The organism is Flavobacterium suncheonense GH29-5 = DSM 17707, assembly GCF_000430025.1.
In the GTDB taxonomy this organism is placed as follows: Bacteria; Bacteroidota; Bacteroidia; order Flavobacteriales; family Flavobacteriaceae; genus Flavobacterium; species Flavobacterium suncheonense.
The window spans coordinates 168,676-189,785 of sequence record NZ_AUCZ01000007.1 but is presented as its reverse complement, the minus strand read 5'-3'; the positions used below and the strand labels follow the sequence as shown (position 1 = coordinate 189,785).

The following is a 21,110-nucleotide window of genomic DNA, read 5'->3' as shown; positions in this document are numbered from 1 at the left end:
TTTCATTTTCATTTTAACCGTTTTTGGGCGGGTTAATTGAAAAAATATGCCTATTTTCACGGACTAAAATTCAAGTAGAAGTGAAAAACAATAACAATAAACTCTTTATAGCGATTATTGTCGCACTGATTCTGGGAGTAATTTTAGGGGGAATTATTCATTATCAGTTCCCGGATTCCAAGGAAGTTTTCTCAAAAAATATAAAGTTACTCGGCACCATTTTCATCCGTATGGTACAGATGATTATTGCGCCGTTGGTGTTTTCAACCTTAGTGGTGGGAATCGCCAAAATGGGCGACATGAAAATGGTGGGCCGTGTTGGAGCCAAAGCGATGGGCTGGTTTATTTCGGCTTCCCTGATTTCGTTATTGCTGGGAATGGTTTTGGTCAATACGTTAGCACCGGGCAAAGGGACAAACATTAAAATGGATGATACATCTTCCGCATCGGAACTGTTGGAAAAAACACAATCGTTTTCGCTGGAAGAATTCGTTAAACACGTTATCCCGAAAAGTATTTTTGAGGCTTTTGCCACCAACGAGATTTTACAGATTGTAATTTTCTCCATTTTGTTCGGGATTGCCCTTTCCGCGTTCAGCAAAAAAGAAGCAAAACCGATTTTAAAACTGCTCGATTCGATTTCCCACGTCGTCCTGAAAATGGTTACTTATATTATGTGGGTAGCACCGCTAGGAGTTTTTGGAGCCGTTGCGGCAGCCGTGGCCAATTACGGGTTTGAGATTTTTAGCCTGTACGCGAACTATTTGTTTGCTTTTGCTATCGGAATTATTGCCCTTTGGATTTTGTTATTGTTTGTAGGCTACCTGATTTTAGGACCGCGATTGTGGACATTGTTAAAAAGAATTAAAAACCCCTTGTTGATTGCATTCTCTACCACGAGCAGCGAAGCGGTTTTTCCGAAAATGGTGGAAGAGCTGGAGCGTTTTGGCTGTCAGCCGCGAATTGTATCCTTTACGTTGCCGTTAGGCTATTCGTTCAATCTAGACGGCAGTATGATGTACATGACGTTTGCCAGTATCTTCATTGCCCAGGTGTATGGCATCGACATGCCGCTGGACAAACAATTAACCATGTTGTTGGTGCTGATGCTAACCAGTAAAGGCGTGGCTGGCGTACCGAGAGCCTCTTTAATTGTGGTGGTGGCGACCTGTGCCATGTTCGGTATTCCGCCGGAAGGCATCGCGCTGATTTTACCGATTGACCATTTTTGCGATATGGCGCGAAGCATGACCAATGTGTTGGGTAACGCTTTGGCTACCAGTGCGGTAGACAAATGGGAAACAAAAACTGAAAATTAATTATTAAAAATATTCCAAATGAAAGAGGAGTTTCACTGGACCCAGTTATTAAACCCTGAATTTTACATCAATCTTGAAATAGCCGGACATCATATCGGAATTTATGTAGTGCTGTTTATCGTGTTTGCCGAAACAGGATTGTTTGCCGGGTTCTTTTTGCCGGGCGACAGTTTGTTGTTCCTTTCCGGGATCTACAGTGAAACCTTAATGCGGGAATTAGTTTATATTGAAAACGAATTTACCAATGTGGCGGTGTTGGCTTCTTTGGTGGCCATTTCCGGAGTGATCGGCAATATTTTCGGCTATTGGTTTGGCGCTAAAAGTGGTCATTTTCTGTACTCCAAGGAAGATAACTTCTGGTTCAAGAAGAAGTATTTGATTCAGTCGCGTTTATTTTTTGAAAAACACGGCGGACGCGCCATCATTTTTGCCCGTTTCCTCCCGATTATCCGGACTTTTGCACCCATTGTGGCCGGTATCGTGCAGATGGAGAAAAAGAAATTCATGTTTTATAATATTGTGAGTTCGTTTCTGTGGTCGTTTGTCCTGATTTTCTCCGGACACTATTTGTACCGTTATCTTTTGGACAACCATCAGATTGATTTAAAAAAATACATCGAGCTGATCGTGGTTGGCATCATCGTAATTTCAACCGCACCTATTGTAATCAATACCCTTAAAAACAAACTTAAAGCCCGTAAGTAATTGCTTATGAACGTTAGCTATTGGGAACTGAAAAATTGGTTTTCGAAGGTAGACTACACTGTGGTTGGCAGTGGTATAGTCGGACTTCATACGGCTTTACGGCTACGGGAACGTTTTCCGGAAAGCAAAATTCTGGTGTTGGAAAAAGGGGCTTTGCCCGAAGGCGCGAGTACTAAAAATGCCGGGTTTGCCTGTTTTGGCAGCCTGTCCGAAATCCTAGAAGATTTGAGGAATTATTCGGAAGAAGAAGTGATTCAGCTAGTTCAGAAGCGTTGGAACGGCCTTCAGTTACTGCGCAGGCGTTTAGGGGATGCTACCATCGACTTCAAACCGTATGGGGGTTACGAAATTTTTCTCAGAGAAGACGAAAATACTTATGCCGAATGCCTGCAGAAATTACCTTTTGTAAACGATATTTTAAAACCGCTTTTTAAAACGGATGTTTTTACCAAAGAAGTAGACCGTTTCGATTTTAAAGGGATTCACGAGTATTTGATTTTCAATCCATTTGAAGGGCAAATCGATACCGGGAACATGATGCAGGCCTTGCTGAAAGAAGCCCATACGAACAACATCCTGATCCTGAACCAGCAAAATGTTACGGAGTTTCAGGATATCGGAACAGGTGTGTCCATTCAAACCAATGATTTTACGTTTACTTCCCGAAAAGTACTTTTTGCCACCAATGGTTTTGCGGAAAAAATAACCGAAGGCGCTGTGAAACCGGCAAGAGCACAAGTTCTCATTACAGAACCGATTCCCAATTTAGACATCAAAGGTACGTTCCATATCGACGGAGGCTATTACTATTTCCGGAATATCGAAAACCGGATTTTGTTCGGCGGTGGCAGAAATCTCGATTTTGAAGGGGAAACGACTTCCGAATTTGGCCTGACCAAAAAAATACAGCACCGTTTGGAGCAATTGCTGAAAGAAGTAATTTTGCCCAATACGGATTACACCATTGCCCATCGCTGGAGTGGTATCATGGGCTTAGGTTCACACAAAAAACCAATTGTTGAACAACTTTCACCCAATGTGTACTGTGGTGTTCGCTTAGGCGGCATGGGGGTAGCCATTGGCAGTTTAGTAGGACAAGAATTAGCAGATTTAGTATAATGGCAACTAAAAAACCGGTAAAAAAGCAAGCGGCAAAAGCAAAACCGAAAACCCAGAACAGAAGTTTTATGGGGCGGGTGGTGCGTTTTTTCTTCAAAGTATTTCTCTGGGGATTTGGATTATCTGTCTTTTTTGTAGTGTTGTTCAAATTTGTACCCGTTCCGTTTACACCGTTAATGGCCATTCGGGCGATTGAAAACACTGCCGACAATAAAGAAGTGTATCTGAACCATGATTGGGTGCCGTTAGAGGAAATTTCGGTCAATCTCCAAAAAGCTGTAATTGCCAGCGAAGACGGTAATTTTTTAAGACATAACGGCTTTGATTTTAAAGCCCTGGCGAACGCTTACGAAAGCAATCAGAAAGGAAAAAAACTGAAAGGCGGTAGTACGATTTCCCAGCAAACCGCCAAAAACGTGTTTCTTTGGCAGGGCAGAAGTTATTTGCGAAAAGGACTGGAAGCCTATTTTACCGTATTAATAGAATTAATCTGGGGCAAAGAGCGCATCATGGAAGTCTATCTGAACAGCATCGAAATGGGCAACGGCGTTTACGGCGCTCAGGCAGCTTCCGAATACTGGTACAGAAAAGACGCCAAAGATTTAACCAAATACGAAGCGGCCGGAATTGCGGCCATCTTGCCCAATCCCCGAAAATTCAAAGCGGCTAACTCTTCAGCGTATACCAACGGCCGTAAGGATAAAATCGTTCGGATAATGCGTCACATAGGAACGATTGATTACGATAAAACTTCCGAATAAATGAAAACCGTCCTTATTACCGGAGCGTCGAGCGGAATCGGCCAGCAGACTGCAAAATATTTTTCCGAGAACGGCTGGCACGTCATTGCTACCATGACCTGTTTTGACCACGGAAAAGATACCGTAGGACTGCCCAACGTAAGCAGTTATATTATGGATGTAAGCAGCTCGGAAAGTATTGCTTCCGCAGCCGCAAAAATCATGGCCAATCATAAAACCATCGATGTGGTAATCAACAATGCCGGAATCGGGTACCGCAGTTTTGTGGAATTGTCCGAAGACGAAAAAATCCAGGCCATAGTGGATGTGAACTGGTTGGGCGTGGTGAAGGTCTGTCGCGCTTTTATTCCGGTATTTCGCCAACAGCAATTCGGGCAGTTTATCAACATTTCTTCGATTGCCGGACTGGTCAATCTGCCTTTGGGAAGTTTTTATCATTCCACCAAAAAAGCTGTGGAGAGTTTTTCAGAGTGCATGTCGTACGAATTGATGGCATTTAACATCAGTGTCAGTACGGTACAATTCGGGAATGCTCCGACCGCTTTTCAGAGCCATGTGGTCAAATCCGAAACCGGAAGCATCCCTTCCTATGAACGGATGATGGAAAAAATTACCGGAATCCTGCACAAAAAAACCAAAAAGAACACCAATCTTACCCCTCAGATTACCAAAACGCTTTTCGATATTGCGAACAATCCGCGCCCTCATTTTACGCGTTATACCATTGGTTTTGATGCCAATGCCATGCATTTTATGCGTTCGAAACTGGGGTACAAACTCTTCAACCGCATTATCCGCAAATCGGTATTGGGATAAAATATTGTTGTAACATCTTCCGGGCTCCCGCGTCTAATAAACAAATCAAAAAACTAAAAAAATGACAGCACACGAAATTGATTACCATATTTATGGTGAAGAAATGCAATATGTGGAAATCGAGTTGGATCCGCAGGAAGTGGTAATTGCCGAGGCAGGAAGTTTTATGATGATGGAAAACGGCATCAAGATGGAAACTATTTTCGGTGACGGATCCGGAGAACAGCAAGGATTTTTAGGTAAACTGGTGAGCGCCGGAAAACGTGTTCTAACCGGAGAAAGTTTGTTCATGACCGCTTACATCAATCAGTATGGCGGAAAACGGAAAGTATCCTTTGCGGCCCCTTATCCCGGTAAAATTATACCGATTGATTTATCCCAATACCAAGGCAAATTTATCTGTCAGAAAGATGCGTTTTTATGTGCGGCGAAAGGCGTTTCCGTAGGAATTGAGTTTTCAAGGAAATTAGGACGTGGTCTGTTCGGCGGGGAAGGTTTCATCATGCAGAAAATCGAAGGCGACGGAATGGCGTTCGTGCACTCCGGAGGGACTTTGGCGCGTAAAGAATTGCAGGCCGGCGAAGTGTTAAAAGTAGATACCGGTTGTATCGTCGGTTTTACCAAAGAGGTGGATTACGACATCGAATTCATAGGCGGGATTAAAAATTCGGTATTCGGAGGCGAAGGGCTGTTTTATGCTACCTTGCGAGGACCGGGCGTGGTTTACATTCAGTCCTTGCCGTTTAGCCGATTGGCCGACCGTATCATTGCCTCTGCACCTAAAGCCGGAGGAAGCGGAAGAGAAGAGGGCAGCCTGTTAGGCGGTTTAGGAAGAATGCTGGACGGAGACAACCGATTTTAATTCTTATAGCAAATAAAAAAAGCGACCGTTTGGGTCGCTTTTTTTATAACAGTACAGTTAATTATTTCTGCGCAACAGGTAACTTTTTAATCCCCATATTGTACAACGTAAATGCCTGTATGTCTACATTCTCCTGAATCGTCGCGGCCACCGATTTTCCGGCGCCGTGTCCGGCATTAATATCAATGCGGATTAAGGCAGGGTTGTTTCCGGTTTGTTTTGCCTGTAGTTCGGCAGCAAATTTAAAACTGTGCGCCGGTACCACGCGGTCGTCATGATCTCCGGTGGTTACCATTGTTGCCGGATATGGAACACCTTTTTTGACGTTGTGCACCGGAGAATAGCCTTTTAAATACTCGAACATTTCTTTGGAATCTTCCGCAGTTCCGTAATCGTAAGCCCATCCGGCTCCGGCGGTGAACGTGTGATAAAGGAGCATATCCATCACACCTACAGCAGGTAACGCCACTTTCATTAAATCCGGACGTTGGGTCATCGTGGCGCCCACTAACAAACCGCCATTGGAACCGCCGCGAATTGCTAAAAAGTCTTTGGACGTGTAGTGATTCGCAATTAGGTATTCCGCGGCAGCGATAAAATCGTCAAAAACGTTTTGTTTTTGCAGTTTAGTTCCGGCATCGTGCCATTTTTTGCCGTATTCGCCACCGCCGCGCAAATTCGGAACCGCGTAAATCCCGTCGTTTTCCATCCAAATTGCGTTGGCAATGCTGAAGCTCGGGGTTAAACTTACGTTGAAACCACCGTAACCGTAAAGCATGGTGGGGTTTTTACCGTCCAATTTCAGTCCTTTTTTATGGGTGATAATCATCGGAATTTTAGTGCCGTCTTTGGAGGTGTAAAAAACCTGTTGGGAGACGTAATCTTCCGATTTGAAATCCACTTTCGGTTGCTGATACACCGCCGATGTTCCGGTTTTAGGATCGAACGAATAAATGGTTCCCGGTGTGATATAATTGGTGAACGAATAATACAGCGTTTTTTCTTCTTTTTTGCCACCAAAGCCGCCCGCAGAACCGATTCCCGGTAAGGCAATTTCGCGAACCAGTTTTCCGGTGTAATCGTATTGCTTTACTAGAGATACGGCATCTTTCATATAATTGGCGAAGAAAAAGCCGCCACCCGTCGAAGGTGATAAAACGTTTTCGGTTTCGGCGATGAAAGGCTTCCAGTTTTCCGGCTTCGGATTGCTGGCGTCCACGGTCATGATTTGTTTGTTCGGCGCTTTCCAGTCGGTTACGATGAACAGTTTTGAGCCTTCGTTTTCAAGGATGTAACTGGACGTGTTGAAATGGTCGAGAATCGTTACAATCGGACTGTTTTCTGCGGTTAAATCCTTGATATACAATTCGTTTCCGTAGGTGGAATTGGCCGCCGTGATGATTAAATAGCGGTCGTCTTCGGTAACACTTCCGCCCACATACCGTCTTTTCTGGTCTAAGCCGAAGATTACTTTGTCGTCTTTCTGCGCCGTTCCCAATCGGTGGAAATACAGTTTATGCTGATCGGTTTTGGCCGACAATTCGCTTCCTTTCGGTTTGTCGTAACTGGAATAGTAGAAGCCTTCGTTGCCTTTCCAGGAAACCCCGCTGAATTTTACATCCACCAGCGTGTCTTCCAAAATTTCTTTGGTCATTGCATCCATGATGATGACTTTACGCCAGTCGCTTCCGCCTTCCGAAATCGCATAGGCCACTTTGGAACCGTCTCTGGAAAAATCCAGTCCGCCCAGCGAAGTGGTGCCGTCTTTGGAAAACGTGTTCGGGTCCAAGAAGATTTCTTCCGTCCCGCCGGCATCTTTACGGTACAACACCGACTGGTTCTGCAGGCCGTTGTTTTTGTAGTAATAGGTATAGTTTCCTTCTTTGAACGGCGCACTGATTTTCTCGTAATTCCACAGTTTTTCCATGCGGGCCTTGATGACTTCCCGGTACGGAATCTGCTTTAAATAGCCGTACGTTACGTCGTTTTGCGCTTTTACCCACGCACCGGTTTCCGCCGAACGGTCGTCTTCCAGCCAGCGGTACGGGTCGTTTACTTTAGTGTCGAAATAAGTGTCGGTATGTTCGATTTTTTTGGTTTCAGGATATTTGATTTTTCCTGAACTCTTGGTGTTTTGTGCATTCATAGTTAAACCGCAGAGGAGAGCTGCAGCAGTTATTGAATTTTTCATAGTTATTTTTTTAGCCCTAACAAATATATAGAAACTGAAACTCCGATGCTAAAAAAGCCGACTAAACGGATAGCTTGAAGTGTTAAAAATTAAAATTGACACCCAAGACAATATTTCTTCCCATGTTCGGAATACCGTCGCTTTTCAGTCTTGACAAGTGGGAAATGTAGGTTTTGTCTAAAAGATTGTTGGCATTGAGGCTGCAGTCGAATTTGGTTTTCCCGATGTTTACCGTACTTCCGAAGCCTAGATTCACCAAAGTGTAATTCGTTGATTTTGTCTCGAACGCACTCACATGGTTCTGATTGAAAACATAGTCCACATTTACAAGCGCATAAGTTTTTTTCAGTCTTTCCCATTCGAATTCCGTGCGAAGCGTGTTGGAAAATTTGTTGGCCGGAATCAGCGGTAAATAGTCGCCATTTTCTTTTTTTCCGGTTACAGTTTCAAAACTGCTTACAAAATGCAGCCAGTCCAAAGGATGCGGGTGAAAGTGAATCCCGACTTCCCCGCCGTAAAGCGCTGCATTGTCCTGAACATAATCAAACGCGGCGTTACCGTCGATTACATTTCCGTTAGGTGCCAGAAAAATATAATTGCGGATAGGGTTGTAGAAACCGTTGGCGAAAAATTCAAAATGATTGTTGCCGTATTCGAGGTTTACATCGGTCTGGAAATTCTGCTCGTTTTTCAGCTTGGCATTCCCGATTTCGTAGCGGTTGCTGCCTTCGTGTACGCCGTTAGAAGTCAGTTCCGCCAAATTCGGGGCACGGAAACCTGTGGCAACATTCAGGCGAAATGTCAGATTGTCAAGAAATTTCGTTTTGTAACCCAGCGAAGCGTTGAAACTTTCAAAATTTTTATCGATGGCCTGAAAATAGCCTTCTTCCCCAAAAATACCGTGCGATTCGGTTTCGATTGTACGACTGTCGTAGCGAATCCCGGCCTGAAATGTGTGCTTTTTCCATTCGTACATCGAAGTAATCAGAATGCCGATATCGTTAGTAGTGGCATCCGGAATCAGTAATTCTTTTCCTTTATTGGAGTTCGTTTGGTGAAGCCCCTGTATGCCGATAATGGTTTCAAGATTTCCGGTTTTTGGCAGGTAATATTTCAGGTTGTAGCTCGCGGTTTTCAGTTGCATGTGCAGTGCTACATCATTCGCCGCTTCGAGTTCTTTTCGGTTGTTGTGGGTGTACCCCAAATCGGCTTCGAGTTTTGAGTTTTTGAAAAAATATTTCTGATGCCAGCTTAACAGATGATTGTCAATGTCCTGCTTCGGATACAAAGGCGTTCGGGAATGGCTGTTTTCCAGGTCTTCTTCCGGTAAACCAATGTTCAAATGATTGTAGTTGTATCGGAATTCCGTCTGATAATGTACATCCGAATACCCAATGCCGATTTTATAATCCTTTTCGATAAAACGCGTATTGGTGATTCGGTCTCCGGTAGGAATTTTATAATCCGCATGGGTGGCATAGCTGGCTCTGGTTAAAAATTTCCAGTGTTCCGATGAGGTTTTTATGCCAAATGAAGAATTACTGCCTTTTGTGTTCGAAAACAGTTTTTGGCTGAAATTCCCTGTGAAAACTTCCGGTGCGGCAAATTTTTCAGGATTGAAATACAACACGCCGCCCAAAGCATCCGAACCGTAGAGCAACGAAGCCGGGCCTTTAATGACTTCCACGCTTTCCACGCCGGCATCGCTCATGCCCAAGCCGTGTTCTTCCCCAAACTGCTGGTTTTCCATGCGAATGCCCTGTGAATACACTAAAACCCGGTTGCCGCTTAATCCGCGAATCACCGGTTTTCCTATGGAAGTTCCGGTCGATACTTGGGAAACCCCGGGAATTTTAGCCAATCCTTCCGTTAAAGTGACGGCGCCGTTTTGTTGCATCGTTTTTACGGACTGGTGTTCTACTTTCATCACGTTTTGCGATTGCATTTTGTTGAAAACGGTCGAAACAATCAGTTCGTCCATGTGGGTCGAAGTTTCGTCTAAAACGATGTCTAAAACGGTTTCGCTTTGTGTTAGGGAAACGGTTGTGATTTTGTTGGCATAGCCTATAATTGAAAAAGAAATGCTGAATTTTCCGCTCGGAAGGTTGTCAAAAGCAAAATTCCCGTTTGCATCGGAAAATGTCTCTTTCTGCAATTCCGGAAGGACAATGGAAACCTTTTCAAGGCCTTTCCGGTGCGGGTCGGTGATGGTGCCTACAAGTTTGTGCTGTCCGAAAGCAAATATGGAAAACCCTGCCAACAGGGCTGTTAGGTAAAATTTCATGGTTTTACGTTTGATTTATTGTACAAAAGTTCGTGCCGATAGTGTCAGCAGTAAAAAATTATGCAATAAAACAAGGTGGTCCCCGAAGCGAAAAGAAACTTTCGGAGAACACCAGCGGATTTTCAGTAAAGAAAAAGGAGTGCTGTTCCGAATGGGCAACTAGTTGAAAATCAATTGTAAAAAACTCAAACGGGATGTAGTTGCTCAGCGAAAACTTACAAACAAAACAGTCGTCAAAATCGTGATGGCTGTGGGTGAATTCGGTTTGGGAAGCATCGTATTTGTGGTCGCAATGCTCTTCCGTAAACTGCTGCACCAAATGCTCATAGGAGTGCACGGACTGAAACGCTATTGCGAACAATAAGCTAATCAGTAGCGAAAGGCTGATATGTTGCAGTTTTTTACTCATGCTTTAGCAAAGATACTAAAAAACAAAAATCCGTTCTCCAATTATGCAGAACGGATTTTTAAAAGCTGTTTTTATCGGATTACACCAAACCGTTGGCTACTAAATATTCCGCAATCTGCACCGCATTGGTGGCAGCCCCTTTTCGTAAGTTATCCGCAACAATCCACATGTTCAAAGTGTTGGGCTGGCTTTCATCGCGACGGATTCTTCCGACAAATACATCGTTCTTGCCTTCTGCGTACAATGGCATCGGATAGGTAAAAGTGTCAGTATTGTCCTGAACCGTAATACCCGGTGTATGGTGTAAAATGGAACGCACTTCGCTTACGTCAAAATCGTTTTCAAATTCCACATTCACGGCTTCGCTATGGCCTCCTACAACCGGAACACGAACGGCAGTAGCGGTTACGGCGATGGTTTTGTCGTCCAGGATTTTCTGGGTTTCGCGCACCAGTTTCATTTCTTCTTTAGTGTAGCCGTTGTCTTCGAACACGTCGCATTGCGGGATGGCATTGCGGTGAATAGGATATTTATAAGCCATTTCACCTTGAATCCCCGCGTATTCGTTTTCCAGCTGACGCACCGCTTTTACCCCGGTACCCGTAATGGACTGATAGGTGGAAACAATAATTCTTTTAATATCGTATTTTTTATGCAGCGGCGCCAAAGTCATTACCATTTGAATGGTGGAACAGTTCGGGTTGGCAATAATTTTATCGTCTTTCGTTAAAACGGAGGCGTTGATTTCCGGAACCACTAATTTTTTGGTCGGATCCATGCGCCAGGCAGAGGAATTGTCGATTACGGTTGTACCGACTTCCGCAAATTTCGGAGCCCATTCCTTTGAAGTGTCGCCTCCGGCCGAAAAAATGGCAATTTCCGGTTTCATGTCGATAGCCGTTTGCATGCTTACCACCTTAAACTTCTTTCCCTTGAATTCGATTTCCTTACCCACAGACTTCTCGGAAGCCACGGGGATTAATTCGGTTACGGGAAAATTTCTTTCGGTTAAAACCTGAAGCATTACTTCGCCAACCATACCGGTGGCGCCTACAACGGCTACTTTCATTTTTTTAGTGTGTTTTTATAGTTATTTAGTCTTGCAAAAGTAAAACAAAACGCGTGTTAAAAAGTGCTAATGCCATAAAAATCACAAGAATAATTTGGCGTAAAAAAACCGCCTTCAAGAGACGGTTTAGGTTAGAATATGCAGTATAGCGGATTATTTTTTCAATAAATCGCGGATTTGTGTAAGTAACTCTTCCTGAGTTGGACCAGATGGAGCGGGAGCCGGTTCTGGTTTTTTCATTTTGTTTAATCCTTTGATTATCAAAAATAAAACAAAAGCAATCACAATAAATGAAATTACCGCAGAGATGAATTTCCCGATTAGCATTCCTCCGGGAGCCCAAGTTTCAATACTTGCCGCACCGGCAGCTTCTAAAGCCGGTTTTAAAATAATTGGTGTGATGATGTCTTCAATTAATGAATTGACAATTTTCCCGAAGGCACCTCCGATGATGACCCCAATAGCCATATCCATTACATTGCCTTTCATGGCGAACTCCTTAAATTCTGAAATAAATCCCATAGTTTCTCAATTTAGTTAAAAATTCATTCTACACTAAAGTAGTAAAATTCGGGTTACAATTTAAAATTTTGGAACAAAAAGTGAATTATTCCTTATAAAAAACGCGTTTCACCCGATGGGAAATACTGGTTAAAATCTCATACGGAATGGTTCCGACCACTTCGGCCAGTTCCGTCACCCGCGGGGATTTTCCGAAAACAGTTACCGTGTCGCCTTCTTCGCAGGCAATGTTGGTTACGTCAATCATGAGCATGTCCATGCAGATGTTGCCTACAATCCGTGCTTTCTGATGGTTCACTAAAACATACCCTTTTTCATTGCCCCAGCGTCTCGGAATGCCGTCCGCATAACCGATGGGGATAGTGGCGGTTCGGATTGGTTTTTCTGCCCTGAATTTTCGGCTGTAGCCCACACTGTCTCCGGTTGGAATGTCTTTTATCTGAAGGATGATGGTTTTCAAAGTGCCGACATTTTCCAGTTGCTGCATTTCTTCCGCATCATTCCCCACACCGTACAAACCGATGCCCAAACGCACCATGTCAAACTGGTATTCCGCAAAATTATAAATGCCCGAAGTGTTTAAAATATGTCGGATTGGTTCAATGTTTAGGGCAGAAATTAATTTCGAAGACCAAACGTCAAATTTCTGAATCTGCCCCAACGTAAACTCACGGAATTCCGGTACATCGCTCGACGACAAATGCGAGAAAATGCTTTTGACTTCCACCAGGTTGTTGTTTTTCAGTAAACCGATGAGCTCGTCCAAATCCTTTTCCTCAAAACCCAGTCGGTGCATACCGGTATCGAGTTTGAGGTGAATCGGGTAATTGTAGAGGTTTTTCTGTTGTGCCAAGGCGATGAACTTCTTCAACACCGAAGCCGAATAAATTTCCGGTTCCAGTTGGTACGCCACCATCGCGGCAAACGCACTGTTTTCCGGATTCATCACAATAATCGGCATGGTGATTCCCGCGTTGCGAAGAGCGATACCTTCATCGGCGAAAGCCACCCCTAAATAATCGATTTTATGATGGGCGAGCAATTTCGCGATTTCAAAACTGCCGCTGCCGTAACCGAAAGCCTTCACCATCGCCATCATTTTAGTGGTTGGTTTCAGCTTCGATTTGTAGAAATTCAGGTTATGGCTGATGGCGTTCAGGTTGATTTCCAAAACCGTTTCATGTGTTTTCTCTTCCAGAAGCACCACAATTTCTTCAAACTGAAAACTTCGCGCTCCTTTAATCAGTATCGTTTCATATTCAAATTCGTTCGGGTTGAAATGCGCCACAAATTCCTGAGTGGTGGCAAACGGGATGAAATTCGGGTAATCTTTCAGGTAAGCCGAAATGTTGTCGCCAATCCCGAAAACACGCTCAATATGGTTGTTTTTCAGAAGTTTGGCTACTTTCGAATAGAGTTCTTCGGCCGTAAATCCGCTCTGGAAAATATCGGACAGAATCACCGTTTTCTTTTTATGCGTTTTGTGCTGTTCCAGAAAATCCAGCGCAATTTTAAGCGACTGGTAATCCGAACTGTAACTGTCGTCGATAAGCGTGCAATGGTTGATGCCGTTTTTCACCTGCAGTCGCATTTCCACCGGATACAGATGGACAAGGCGTTCCTGTATCGTTTGGACTTCATAACCGAAATACAGCAAAACCATCAGACAGGTAATGGAATTTTCCTCCGAAGCCTTGTCATGAAACGGAAGGGTTACGGTAAAGGTTTCGTTTTTATGCCGGATTTCAAAAGAAGAAGCCGTTTTTTTAGTGATAAGCACCTCCGCGGAAGCGTCGTCAAAACTCCAGGTAAAAGCCTTGGTTCCGGGTTTTAAAAAGGCTTCAATGACATCGTTTTTCTGAAGAATCACCACCGGAGCGTTTTCAAAAAGTTTCAGTTTCTGCTGAATTTTTTCCGTTTCGGAAGCAAACCCCTCGTTGTGTGCCGAACCGATGTTGGTAAGCACGCCTAAGGTGGGCTGAATGATGTGTCCGAGTCTTTCCATTTCACCCACCAGTGAAATTCCGGCTTCAAAAATCCCCAGATTGTGTTTTTCGTTAATTCCGATAACCGAAAGTGGCACACCCACCTGCGAATTGTAACTTTTCGGGCTGCGGATGATGTTGTATTCCGGGCTCAGAAGGAAATTCAGCCATTCTTTGACGATGGTTTTCCCGTTACTTCCGGTAATTCCGATAACCGGGAAATCAAACTGTCTGCGGTAAAAAGCGGCGAATTCCTGTAAAGCTTCCAATGTGTTGTCCACCACGAGGAAATTGGCTTGATCCGCGAGTTTTTCGGGTACATGATGCACCACGAAGTTCCGAACGCCTTTTTCGATTAATTCCGACAGGTACTGATGGCCGTCGTGATGCTGTCCGACCAGCGCAAAAAACAGCGTGCCGTTATTGTTTTGCAGCGAACGGCTGTCGATGGAAACATTGTCAATGACACACGATTCGTCTTTCCCGAACCATTTGGCGTGAATGACTGGGATAATATTTTGGATAGCTAAACTCAAAACTTATTCGGGTTTGTTTTTGGTTTTTGACGGGTTGTTTTCTTCTTTTTCCGCCTGTTCTTTCATGGCGTTAAAATAGGCGGCACGGCTTAAAGGCTCGTATTCTTCGGTTTCGCCTAACAATACCAGGCTGTCACCCTGTGCTTTGCGGAAACTGTAATTGGCTAAATTTCCGGTGCGGGTACAAACTGCGTGTACTTTGGTCACGTATTCGGCGGTTGCCATCAAAGCGGGCATCGGGCCGAACGGGTTGCCTTTAAAATCCATGTCCAGTCCGGCGACGATTACGCGGATGCCGGAGTTGGCCAAATCGTTGCAGATCGATACAATTTCATCATCGAAAAACTGGGCTTCGTCAATACCCACCACATCACAGCCTTGGGCCAGAATACGGATGTTGGCCGCAGCAGGAACCGGCGTGGAACGGATTTCATTCGCATCGTGCGATACGACCATTTCGTCATGATACCGCGTATCGATGGCAGGCTTGAAAATTTCCACTTTCTGCTTGGCAAACTGGGCGCGTTTTAAACGGCGGATGAGTTCTTCGGTCTTGCCGGAAAACATCGAGCCGCAAATCACTTCAATCCACCCGAATTGTTCTTTATGATTTACCGTATTTTCGAGAAACATTTTGTACTTTTCAACACAACAGAAGTTATTTCTGTTTAGATTTGTATTCAAAACAAAAATATCAAAAAAACATTGCTTTACTCCATATAAATTCAAAAGTTATGAAGAAAAAATTAGAAGCCGAACTAATCAGTCTTGCGCACAGGATTTTAAAACTGAAGGGGAAAGAAGATGTCATTTCATTGCATCAGGAAGCTCAGAAGGTATATGAGAAACTGTCCATCCTGCGTTTTTACGAGGAAAATTTCGAAGCTTTAAAACCCACGTTAACCCACGAAGAACTGGAGGAGAAAATGGAAGCTGCTTATGAAGAAAAGCCTATAGCAACAGAAGCACCAAAAGTAGAAGAAGTAGCTGCGGTAATTCAGGAGGCGAAACCGATTGCCGAAGCTACCACCGAAGAAATTCCGGTAGAGGAAGAAAAAATTCTGGTGGGCCAGGTGGATATCGACGAAAACGAAATCGACGAAGAACCGGTGGTTGTCGCAGAAGAGGAAGAAGCAGAAGAAATCATCGAACCGCTTTTCGAACCGACTGCGGAAGAAACTGTTGAGGAGCAAAAAGAGGAAGTAAAAGAAGAAGAAAAACAACCGCAACAGATTTCTTTCGAGGATTTGTTGGGCGATGCTTATAAAGAGCCGGAATTCGTAAAAGTAGACGATGTTCCCTCGGAAGTGGAGAAAGTGGCGGATGTTGTTTTTGAAAAAGCAGAAGAGCCCGTTGTGGTGGAAAAGGCGGCAGTTGAAGAGCCAATAGCTGAAAAACCGAAAAAAGAAAAAGCAATAGCAGACATCAAAGAAGAAATCGCCAAAGAGAAAGAAGAGTACAAAACGGCTTCGTTAAATCTAAACGATAAATTCAGCAAGACCATTACGTTAGGCCTGAACGACCGTATCACCTTTGAAAAATACCTGTTCGACGGCAGCGGAGAAGATTTAAACCGCGTAATTTCCCAGTTGAACACGTTCAATACGCTGGAAGAAGCCAAAAATTTCATCGATGATCTGGTAAAACCCGATTACAACAACTGGAAAGGGAAAGACGAATTTGAGCAGCGTTTCATGGAGTTGGTGGAGAAAAAATTTGCCTAAATGGGAAAACTGTATTTGGTGCCGACACCTATCGGGAATCTTGAAGACATGACTTTCAGAGCCATTAAGGTTTTGAAGGAAGTCGATTTGATTCTGGCCGAAGACACGCGCAACAGCGGGAAACTGCTCAAACATTTCGAAATCGCCACCCCGATGCACAGCCATCACATGCACAACGAGCACAAAACCGTGGAAGGCATCGTGCGTCGTTTGCAGGCGGGCGAAAACATCGCGTTAATTTCCGATGCGGGAACACCAGCCATTTCCGATCCCGGTTTTTTACTGACAAGAGCCTGTGTGGAAAACGGCGTGGAAGTGGAATGCTTACCCGGCGCGACAGCTTTCGTTCCGGCTTTGGTGAATAGCGGATTACCCAATGACAAATTCGTGTTTGAAGGATTTCTGCCCGACAAAAAAGGACGTCAGACCCGATATCTGGCTTTAGCCGAAGAAACCCGCACCATGATTTTATACGTCTCGCCGCACAAACTGGTAAAAACCTTAGCGGAATTTATCCAATATTTTGGTGCCGACCGACAGGTTTCCGTTTCAAGAGAATTGTCGAAACTGCACGAAGAAACCGTCCGCGGAACCGCCGAAGAAGTCCTGAAACATTTCGAAGCCAAACCGCCGAAAGGGGAAATTGTGGTGATTGTGGCCGGTAAAAATTTAAAAGTATAGTTAATGGAACAGTTGCAGGGATTGTTAGACGATAAATTGCCGTTATTGAAAGAAGCTGGTAAATTCTCAGTTTCAGCCACTTTTAAAATTGCACGTACTGTAGTTTTGTTTTCGTTTATAAATTTAGTTTTGATTGCTTATGGGATCTATTTTTTCTTTAATAATGACTACTCCCACATCCGTTTAGCAATGTTTTTAGGTTTGCTTCTGATTGCAGTTGCGGCAACAATTTATGGGGGTATTAAAATGTACCATTATGTAATGATTGATGGGGCGAGAATATATTATGATAAAATGGGTGATTTCAAGGCTAAGTATGCTACAAAAGTCATAGATAAATTTTCTTTAGGGATTGATAAAAATCTAGATTTGAATCAGCCTATCAATAAAATAGTTAACAGTGTTGAGGTTTTTACGGATGCTTATGGCAAAGTTCCAAAAGTGATGCTGAAAGTTTTGAATTTTCTTTATGGTAAAATTCCGATGGCTGATTTTGCTTCCGAAATACGGTTATATCTCGTAAACAATGAAAAAGATAAAGCTAAAGACTATTTGATATCAGAAACCGATCGCTTTTTTAAAGAAACGATTTTTGATCAAAACAGCACCCGAACGGTATACATAATTTTAATGTTGAATATACTGCTTGGATTAGTATTACTTTTTTTACTGAAATAGTATAAGAATTCCGATGGATACACACAAAATAACTACTACCTGGCAAGGCAAAATGCAATTCGATTCCACCAACCCGAGTGGCGACACCATGCGGATTGACGCCGGCCCGGAAAACGGAGGCGAGGGAAAGGGTTTTCGCCCGAAAGCGTTGATGCTGTCAGCCTTGGCGGGCTGTACCGGCTTGGACGTCGCGTCGTTAATCGAAAAAATGAAACTGGAAGTAACCGATTTCCGAATTGATACGGAAGGCGATTTAACCGAAGAACATCCGAAAACCTACCATACCGTTCGACTGGATTACCATTTTTATGGCAACAACCTGGAGGAGAAAAAACTGGAACGCGCCGTGAACCTGTCAGTGGAAAAGTACTGCGGCGTGATGGAAATGTTCCGTCAGTTTGCCGAAATCGAAATTAAAATACACTACCATCATCAATAATTAGAAGCCAAAACAGAACATTTTTTTATCAACCAAAATCACGAATACATGCGCTGGACCTTAAAACCCGAACCGAATCCCGAAACCGTAGCGAAATTAGCTGCGGAACTGAATGTTGATGCCCTAATCGCCAAATTGCTCGTACAACGCGGGATTGCCACTTTCGACGAAGCCCGTAAGTTTTTCCGACCGAGTTTAGAAGATTTGCACGATCCGTATCTTATGAAAGATATGGACAAGGCTGTCGAACGCGTTGAAAAAGCGATTGCCAACAAAGAAAACATACTGGTTTTCGGGGATTACGATGTCGACGGAACCACTGCCGTTTCCCTGATGTCGTCCTACTTAAGAAGTTTTTATCCGAATGTCGCCACGTATATTCCCGACCGTTATACTGAAGGTTACGGTGTTTCCTATCAAGGGATTGACTTTGCCGACGACAACGGTTTCTCCTTAATCATCGCGCTCGATTGTGGCGTAAAATCCATCGATCATGTGGCGTATGCGAAAGCGAAAAACATCGATTTTATCATTTGCGACCATCACCGTCCCGGCGATAAATTACCCGATGCGGTTGCCGTTCTTGACCCGAAACGAGACGATTGCAGTTATCCGTACGACGAATTGTGCGGCTGCGGGGTAGGCTTCAAACTGATACAGGCTTTAGCGCAAAACCGAAACCAAACCACAAACGATCTGATTCCCTATCTGGATTTGGTCGCCACAGCTATTGCTGCCGACATTGTGCCGATTACGGGCGAAAACCGCGTGTTGGCGAAATTTGGCTTAGAAGTCATCAATACCAATCCGCGTCCCGGCATCAAAGCGTTGATTCAGAATCTTAAGCGACAAACCTTAACCATCACCGATGTGGTGTTTGTGATTGCGCCGAGAATTAACGCGGCGGGTCGCATCAAACACGGAAATTACGCGGTAGAACTGTTAACCGAATTCGATTTGGAACAAGCCTCCGCTTTCGCATCCCAAATCGAAACCTTCAATGCCGACCGTCGTGCCTTCGACAAAGAAATTACCGAACAGGCTTTACAGCAAATCATCGAAAATAAAGAACAAGACCGTTATACGACCGTAGTGTATCAGGAAGACTGGCACAAAGGCGTGATCGGTATTGTAGCTTCTCGCCTGACAGAAACGTATTACCGCCCGACGTTAGTCTTTACCAAAAGTGGCGATAAATTGGCAGCTTCGGCCCGTTCCGTAAAGGATTTCGACGTCTACAATGCGTTGGAAGCATGTGCCGAACATCTGGAGCAGTTCGGCGGGCATATGTATGCGGCCGGGATGACGTTGAAAGAGGAAAATTACGAAAAATTTAAAGACGCATTTGAGCGGGTGGTGTCTGAAACCATTCATCCGGATATGCTCACGCCGGAAATTACGATTGATGCTGAGGTACACTTATCCGAAATCACGCCGAAATTCTTCCGGATTTTAAAGCAGTTTGAACCTTTCGGTCCGCAAAACATGACGCCGATTTTCTTAACGGGAGTTTTAACGGATACCGGTTATGCCAAAAGAATAGGCGCCAATGAAGAACACCTGAAATTATACGTCAAGCAATCCGATTCCGACAGTTTTAGTGCCATCGGTTTCGGTTTGGGCGATAAAATAGAGTTAGTAACCCGCAAGCAGAGTTTTGCCGCCGCTTTTTCGGTAGAGGAAAACGAATGGAACGGAACCGTTTCCCTGCAATTGCGTTTGCGCGACATTAAAAATGACTAGAAGAAAAGACCCGTTTTCCGCTTTGCGAATCAAAGAATTCCGCTGGTTTCTTGCCATGCGGCTAGCGATGGTTTTGGCCTGGTCGATGCAGTTCGTCCTGATCGAATGGGAAGTGTACAGCATTACCAAAGATCCGTGGTCGTTGGGTTTAATCGGGCTGATGGAAGTGATTCCGGCCATTGCGATGGCTTTGTTTGCCGGTCACATCGTCGATCAAAGTGAAAAACGGGGCTTGCTGCTGAAATGTCTTTCGGGATTAACGCTAATCAGTACTTTAATGTGCTTGCTGGTACAATCGGAGCTGACGGCATTGTTGTCGAAAGACACGGTGCTGTTCTGCATTTATGCTTTGGTCTTTTTAGGCGGCATTGTGCGGGCCTTTATCATTCCGTCGGTATTCAGTCTGCTGGGCTTAACCGTACCGAAACAGGAATATGCCAATGCGGCTACCTGGAGCAGTTCCACTTGGCAGATTGCCGCTGTTTTTGGTCCGGCTTTCGCGGGTTTTGCCATTGGATGGATAGGCGTATTCTGGTCGATGGTTTTTGTGGTAAGCTGTCTGGTTGCCGCTTTATTGCTTTTAACGCCAATCCGGCCCAAACCGATTCTGAACCCGAAAATAGGCGAACCGATAGCCAAAAGTTTAAAAGAAGGTATTTCGTTCGTGTTTCAGAACAAAACCATTTTAAACGCCATTTCTCTGGATATGTTTGCGGTGCTTTTTGGTGGTGCCGTGGCCTTGTTGCCGGTTTTTGCGCAGGATATTTTAAAAGTAGGTTCGGAAGGTTTCGGGATTTTACGGGCCGCTCCGGCGATTGGAAGTTTGCTGACCATGCTTGTGGCTACTTCGTTGTCGCTTAACCACAATGCCGGAAAGAAGTTGTTGTTGGCTGTTTTCGGTTTCGGGATTTGTATCCTTGTTTTCGGATTGTCGACGAATTTCTGGATTTCTGTTGTCGCTTTGTTTTTGAGTGGGATAACCGATGGAATTTCCGTAGTAATTCGCCAGACCATCCTTCAGATATATACGCCGGATCACATGCGCGGACGTGTTTCTTCCGTGAATTCGATTTTTGTCGGCTCGTCCAACGAACTCGGTGCTTTCGAAAGTGGCTTGACGTCCCGACTGTTTGGGGTGGTGCCGGCCGTGGTGTTTGGCGGAATCATGACTTTGGTGGTAACCGGTACGATGGGTGTTGTATCGCCAAAATTCCGCAACCTGAATATTGAAAAGGATTTGGCTTAAAAAAGAGATTCAGCAGTTTAT

At 44.3% G+C, this 21,110-nt stretch carries 19 protein-coding genes; 12 read left to right on the top strand and 7 right to left on the bottom strand.

Translation table 11 applies throughout. From position 1 onward, the window contains the following. Positions 1-35 precede the first annotated feature (35 nt). From G498_RS0104850 to G498_RS0104825, 6 genes are all read left to right on the top strand, one after another. The gene (locus G498_RS0104850) at positions 36-1,319 is read left to right on the top strand and encodes a dicarboxylate/amino acid:cation symporter (protein WP_051269736.1); all 1,284 of its coding nucleotides are present in this window, start codon (positions 36-38) and stop codon (positions 1,317-1,319) included. Between the two features lie 18 nt (positions 1,320-1,337). Continuing rightward, entirely contained in the window at positions 1,338-2,024 is a 687-nt protein-coding gene (locus G498_RS0104845) for a DedA family protein (protein ID WP_035743957.1), read from the top strand. Positions 2,025-2,030: 6 nt separating this feature from the next. Further along, complete coding sequence (locus tag G498_RS0104840) at positions 2,031-3,143, top strand: NAD(P)/FAD-dependent oxidoreductase (RefSeq protein ID WP_026980122.1); 1,113 nt, start codon at positions 2,031-2,033, stop codon at positions 3,141-3,143. Then, positions 3,143-3,904: a monofunctional biosynthetic peptidoglycan transglycosylase gene (mtgA, locus tag G498_RS0104835; protein ID WP_035743959.1), complete on the top strand. Its 762-nt coding sequence runs from the start codon at positions 3,143-3,145 to the stop codon at positions 3,902-3,904. Before G498_RS0104840 ends, mtgA begins: the two co-directional genes overlap by 1 nt. Continuing rightward, on the top strand, positions 3,905-4,720 hold the full coding sequence (locus G498_RS0104830; RefSeq protein WP_026980120.1) for an SDR family NAD(P)-dependent oxidoreductase: 816 nt from the start codon (positions 3,905-3,907) through the stop codon (positions 4,718-4,720). It begins immediately after the preceding gene. 61 nt (positions 4,721-4,781) lie between these two features. Continuing rightward, positions 4,782-5,582: a TIGR00266 family protein gene (locus tag G498_RS0104825; protein WP_026980119.1), complete on the top strand. Its 801-nt coding sequence runs from the start codon at positions 4,782-4,784 to the stop codon at positions 5,580-5,582. A 61-nt stretch (positions 5,583-5,643) separates the two neighbouring features. On the opposite strand, the gene G498_RS0104820 is transcribed toward G498_RS0104825, so the two are convergent. The 7 genes from G498_RS0104820 to G498_RS14675 form a co-directional block, all read right to left on the bottom strand. Further along, the gene (locus G498_RS0104820; protein ID WP_240470441.1) at positions 5,644-7,728 is read right to left on the bottom strand and encodes a prolyl oligopeptidase family serine peptidase; all 2,085 of its coding nucleotides are present in this window, start codon (positions 7,726-7,728) and stop codon (positions 5,644-5,646) included. 127 nt (positions 7,729-7,855) lie between these two features. Beyond that, positions 7,856-10,057 carry a TonB-dependent receptor gene (locus G498_RS0104815; protein ID WP_026980117.1) on the bottom strand — a complete coding sequence of 734 codons (2,202 nt, stop codon included), beginning with the start codon at positions 10,055-10,057 and terminating at the stop codon, positions 7,856-7,858. Positions 10,058-10,115: 58 nt separating this feature from the next. Then, positions 10,116-10,466, bottom strand: coding sequence for a hypothetical protein (locus G498_RS0104810; RefSeq protein WP_026980116.1), 351 nt, complete (start codon positions 10,464-10,466; stop codon positions 10,116-10,118). A 79-nt stretch (positions 10,467-10,545) separates the two neighbouring features. Then, a complete protein-coding gene (locus tag G498_RS0104805; RefSeq protein ID WP_026980115.1) occupies positions 10,546-11,535 on the bottom strand; it encodes an aspartate-semialdehyde dehydrogenase in 990 nt (329 codons plus the stop codon). Positions 11,536-11,688: 153 nt separating this feature from the next. Continuing rightward, entirely contained in the window at positions 11,689-12,057 is a 369-nt protein-coding gene (gene mscL / locus G498_RS0104800) for a large conductance mechanosensitive channel protein MscL (RefSeq protein WP_026980114.1), read from the bottom strand. A gap of 85 nt (positions 12,058-12,142) precedes the next feature. After that, positions 12,143-14,578 carry a bifunctional UDP-N-acetylmuramoyl-tripeptide:D-alanyl-D-alanine ligase/alanine racemase gene (locus G498_RS0104795; RefSeq protein WP_026980113.1) on the bottom strand — a complete coding sequence of 812 codons (2,436 nt, stop codon included), beginning with the start codon at positions 14,576-14,578 and terminating at the stop codon, positions 12,143-12,145. Between the two features lie 3 nt (positions 14,579-14,581). Then, complete coding sequence (locus tag G498_RS14675) at positions 14,582-15,211, bottom strand: thymidine kinase (protein ID WP_035743961.1); 630 nt, start codon at positions 15,209-15,211, stop codon at positions 14,582-14,584. Positions 15,212-15,312: 101 nt separating this feature from the next. Between G498_RS14675 and G498_RS0104785 the strand changes: the two genes are divergently transcribed. Genes G498_RS0104785 through G498_RS0104760 form a run of 6 tightly spaced genes read left to right on the top strand, consistent with a single transcriptional unit; the run spans position 15,313 to position 21,089 of the window. Then, entirely contained in the window at positions 15,313-16,302 is a 990-nt protein-coding gene (locus tag G498_RS0104785) for a hypothetical protein (RefSeq protein WP_026980112.1), read from the top strand. After that, the gene (gene rsmI, locus G498_RS0104780; protein WP_026980111.1) at positions 16,303-16,983 is read left to right on the top strand and encodes a 16S rRNA (cytidine(1402)-2'-O)-methyltransferase; all 681 of its coding nucleotides are present in this window, start codon (positions 16,303-16,305) and stop codon (positions 16,981-16,983) included. 3 nt (positions 16,984-16,986) lie between these two features. After that, entirely contained in the window at positions 16,987-17,661 is a 675-nt protein-coding gene (locus G498_RS0104775; protein WP_026980110.1) for a hypothetical protein, read from the top strand. A 13-nt stretch (positions 17,662-17,674) separates the two neighbouring features. Further along, positions 17,675-18,100 carry an OsmC family protein gene (locus tag G498_RS0104770; RefSeq protein ID WP_026980109.1) on the top strand — a complete coding sequence of 142 codons (426 nt, stop codon included), beginning with the start codon at positions 17,675-17,677 and terminating at the stop codon, positions 18,098-18,100. 48 nt (positions 18,101-18,148) lie between these two features. Then, positions 18,149-19,843 (top strand): single-stranded-DNA-specific exonuclease RecJ, encoded by a 1,695-nt coding sequence (gene recJ / locus G498_RS0104765; protein WP_026980108.1) that lies wholly within the window; start codon positions 18,149-18,151, stop codon positions 19,841-19,843. Beyond that, complete coding sequence (locus G498_RS0104760) at positions 19,836-21,089, top strand: MFS transporter (protein WP_026980107.1); 1,254 nt, start codon at positions 19,836-19,838, stop codon at positions 21,087-21,089. The genes recJ and G498_RS0104760 overlap by 8 nt, the downstream gene beginning before the upstream one ends. The last annotated feature ends 21 nt before the right edge of the window (positions 21,090-21,110 follow it).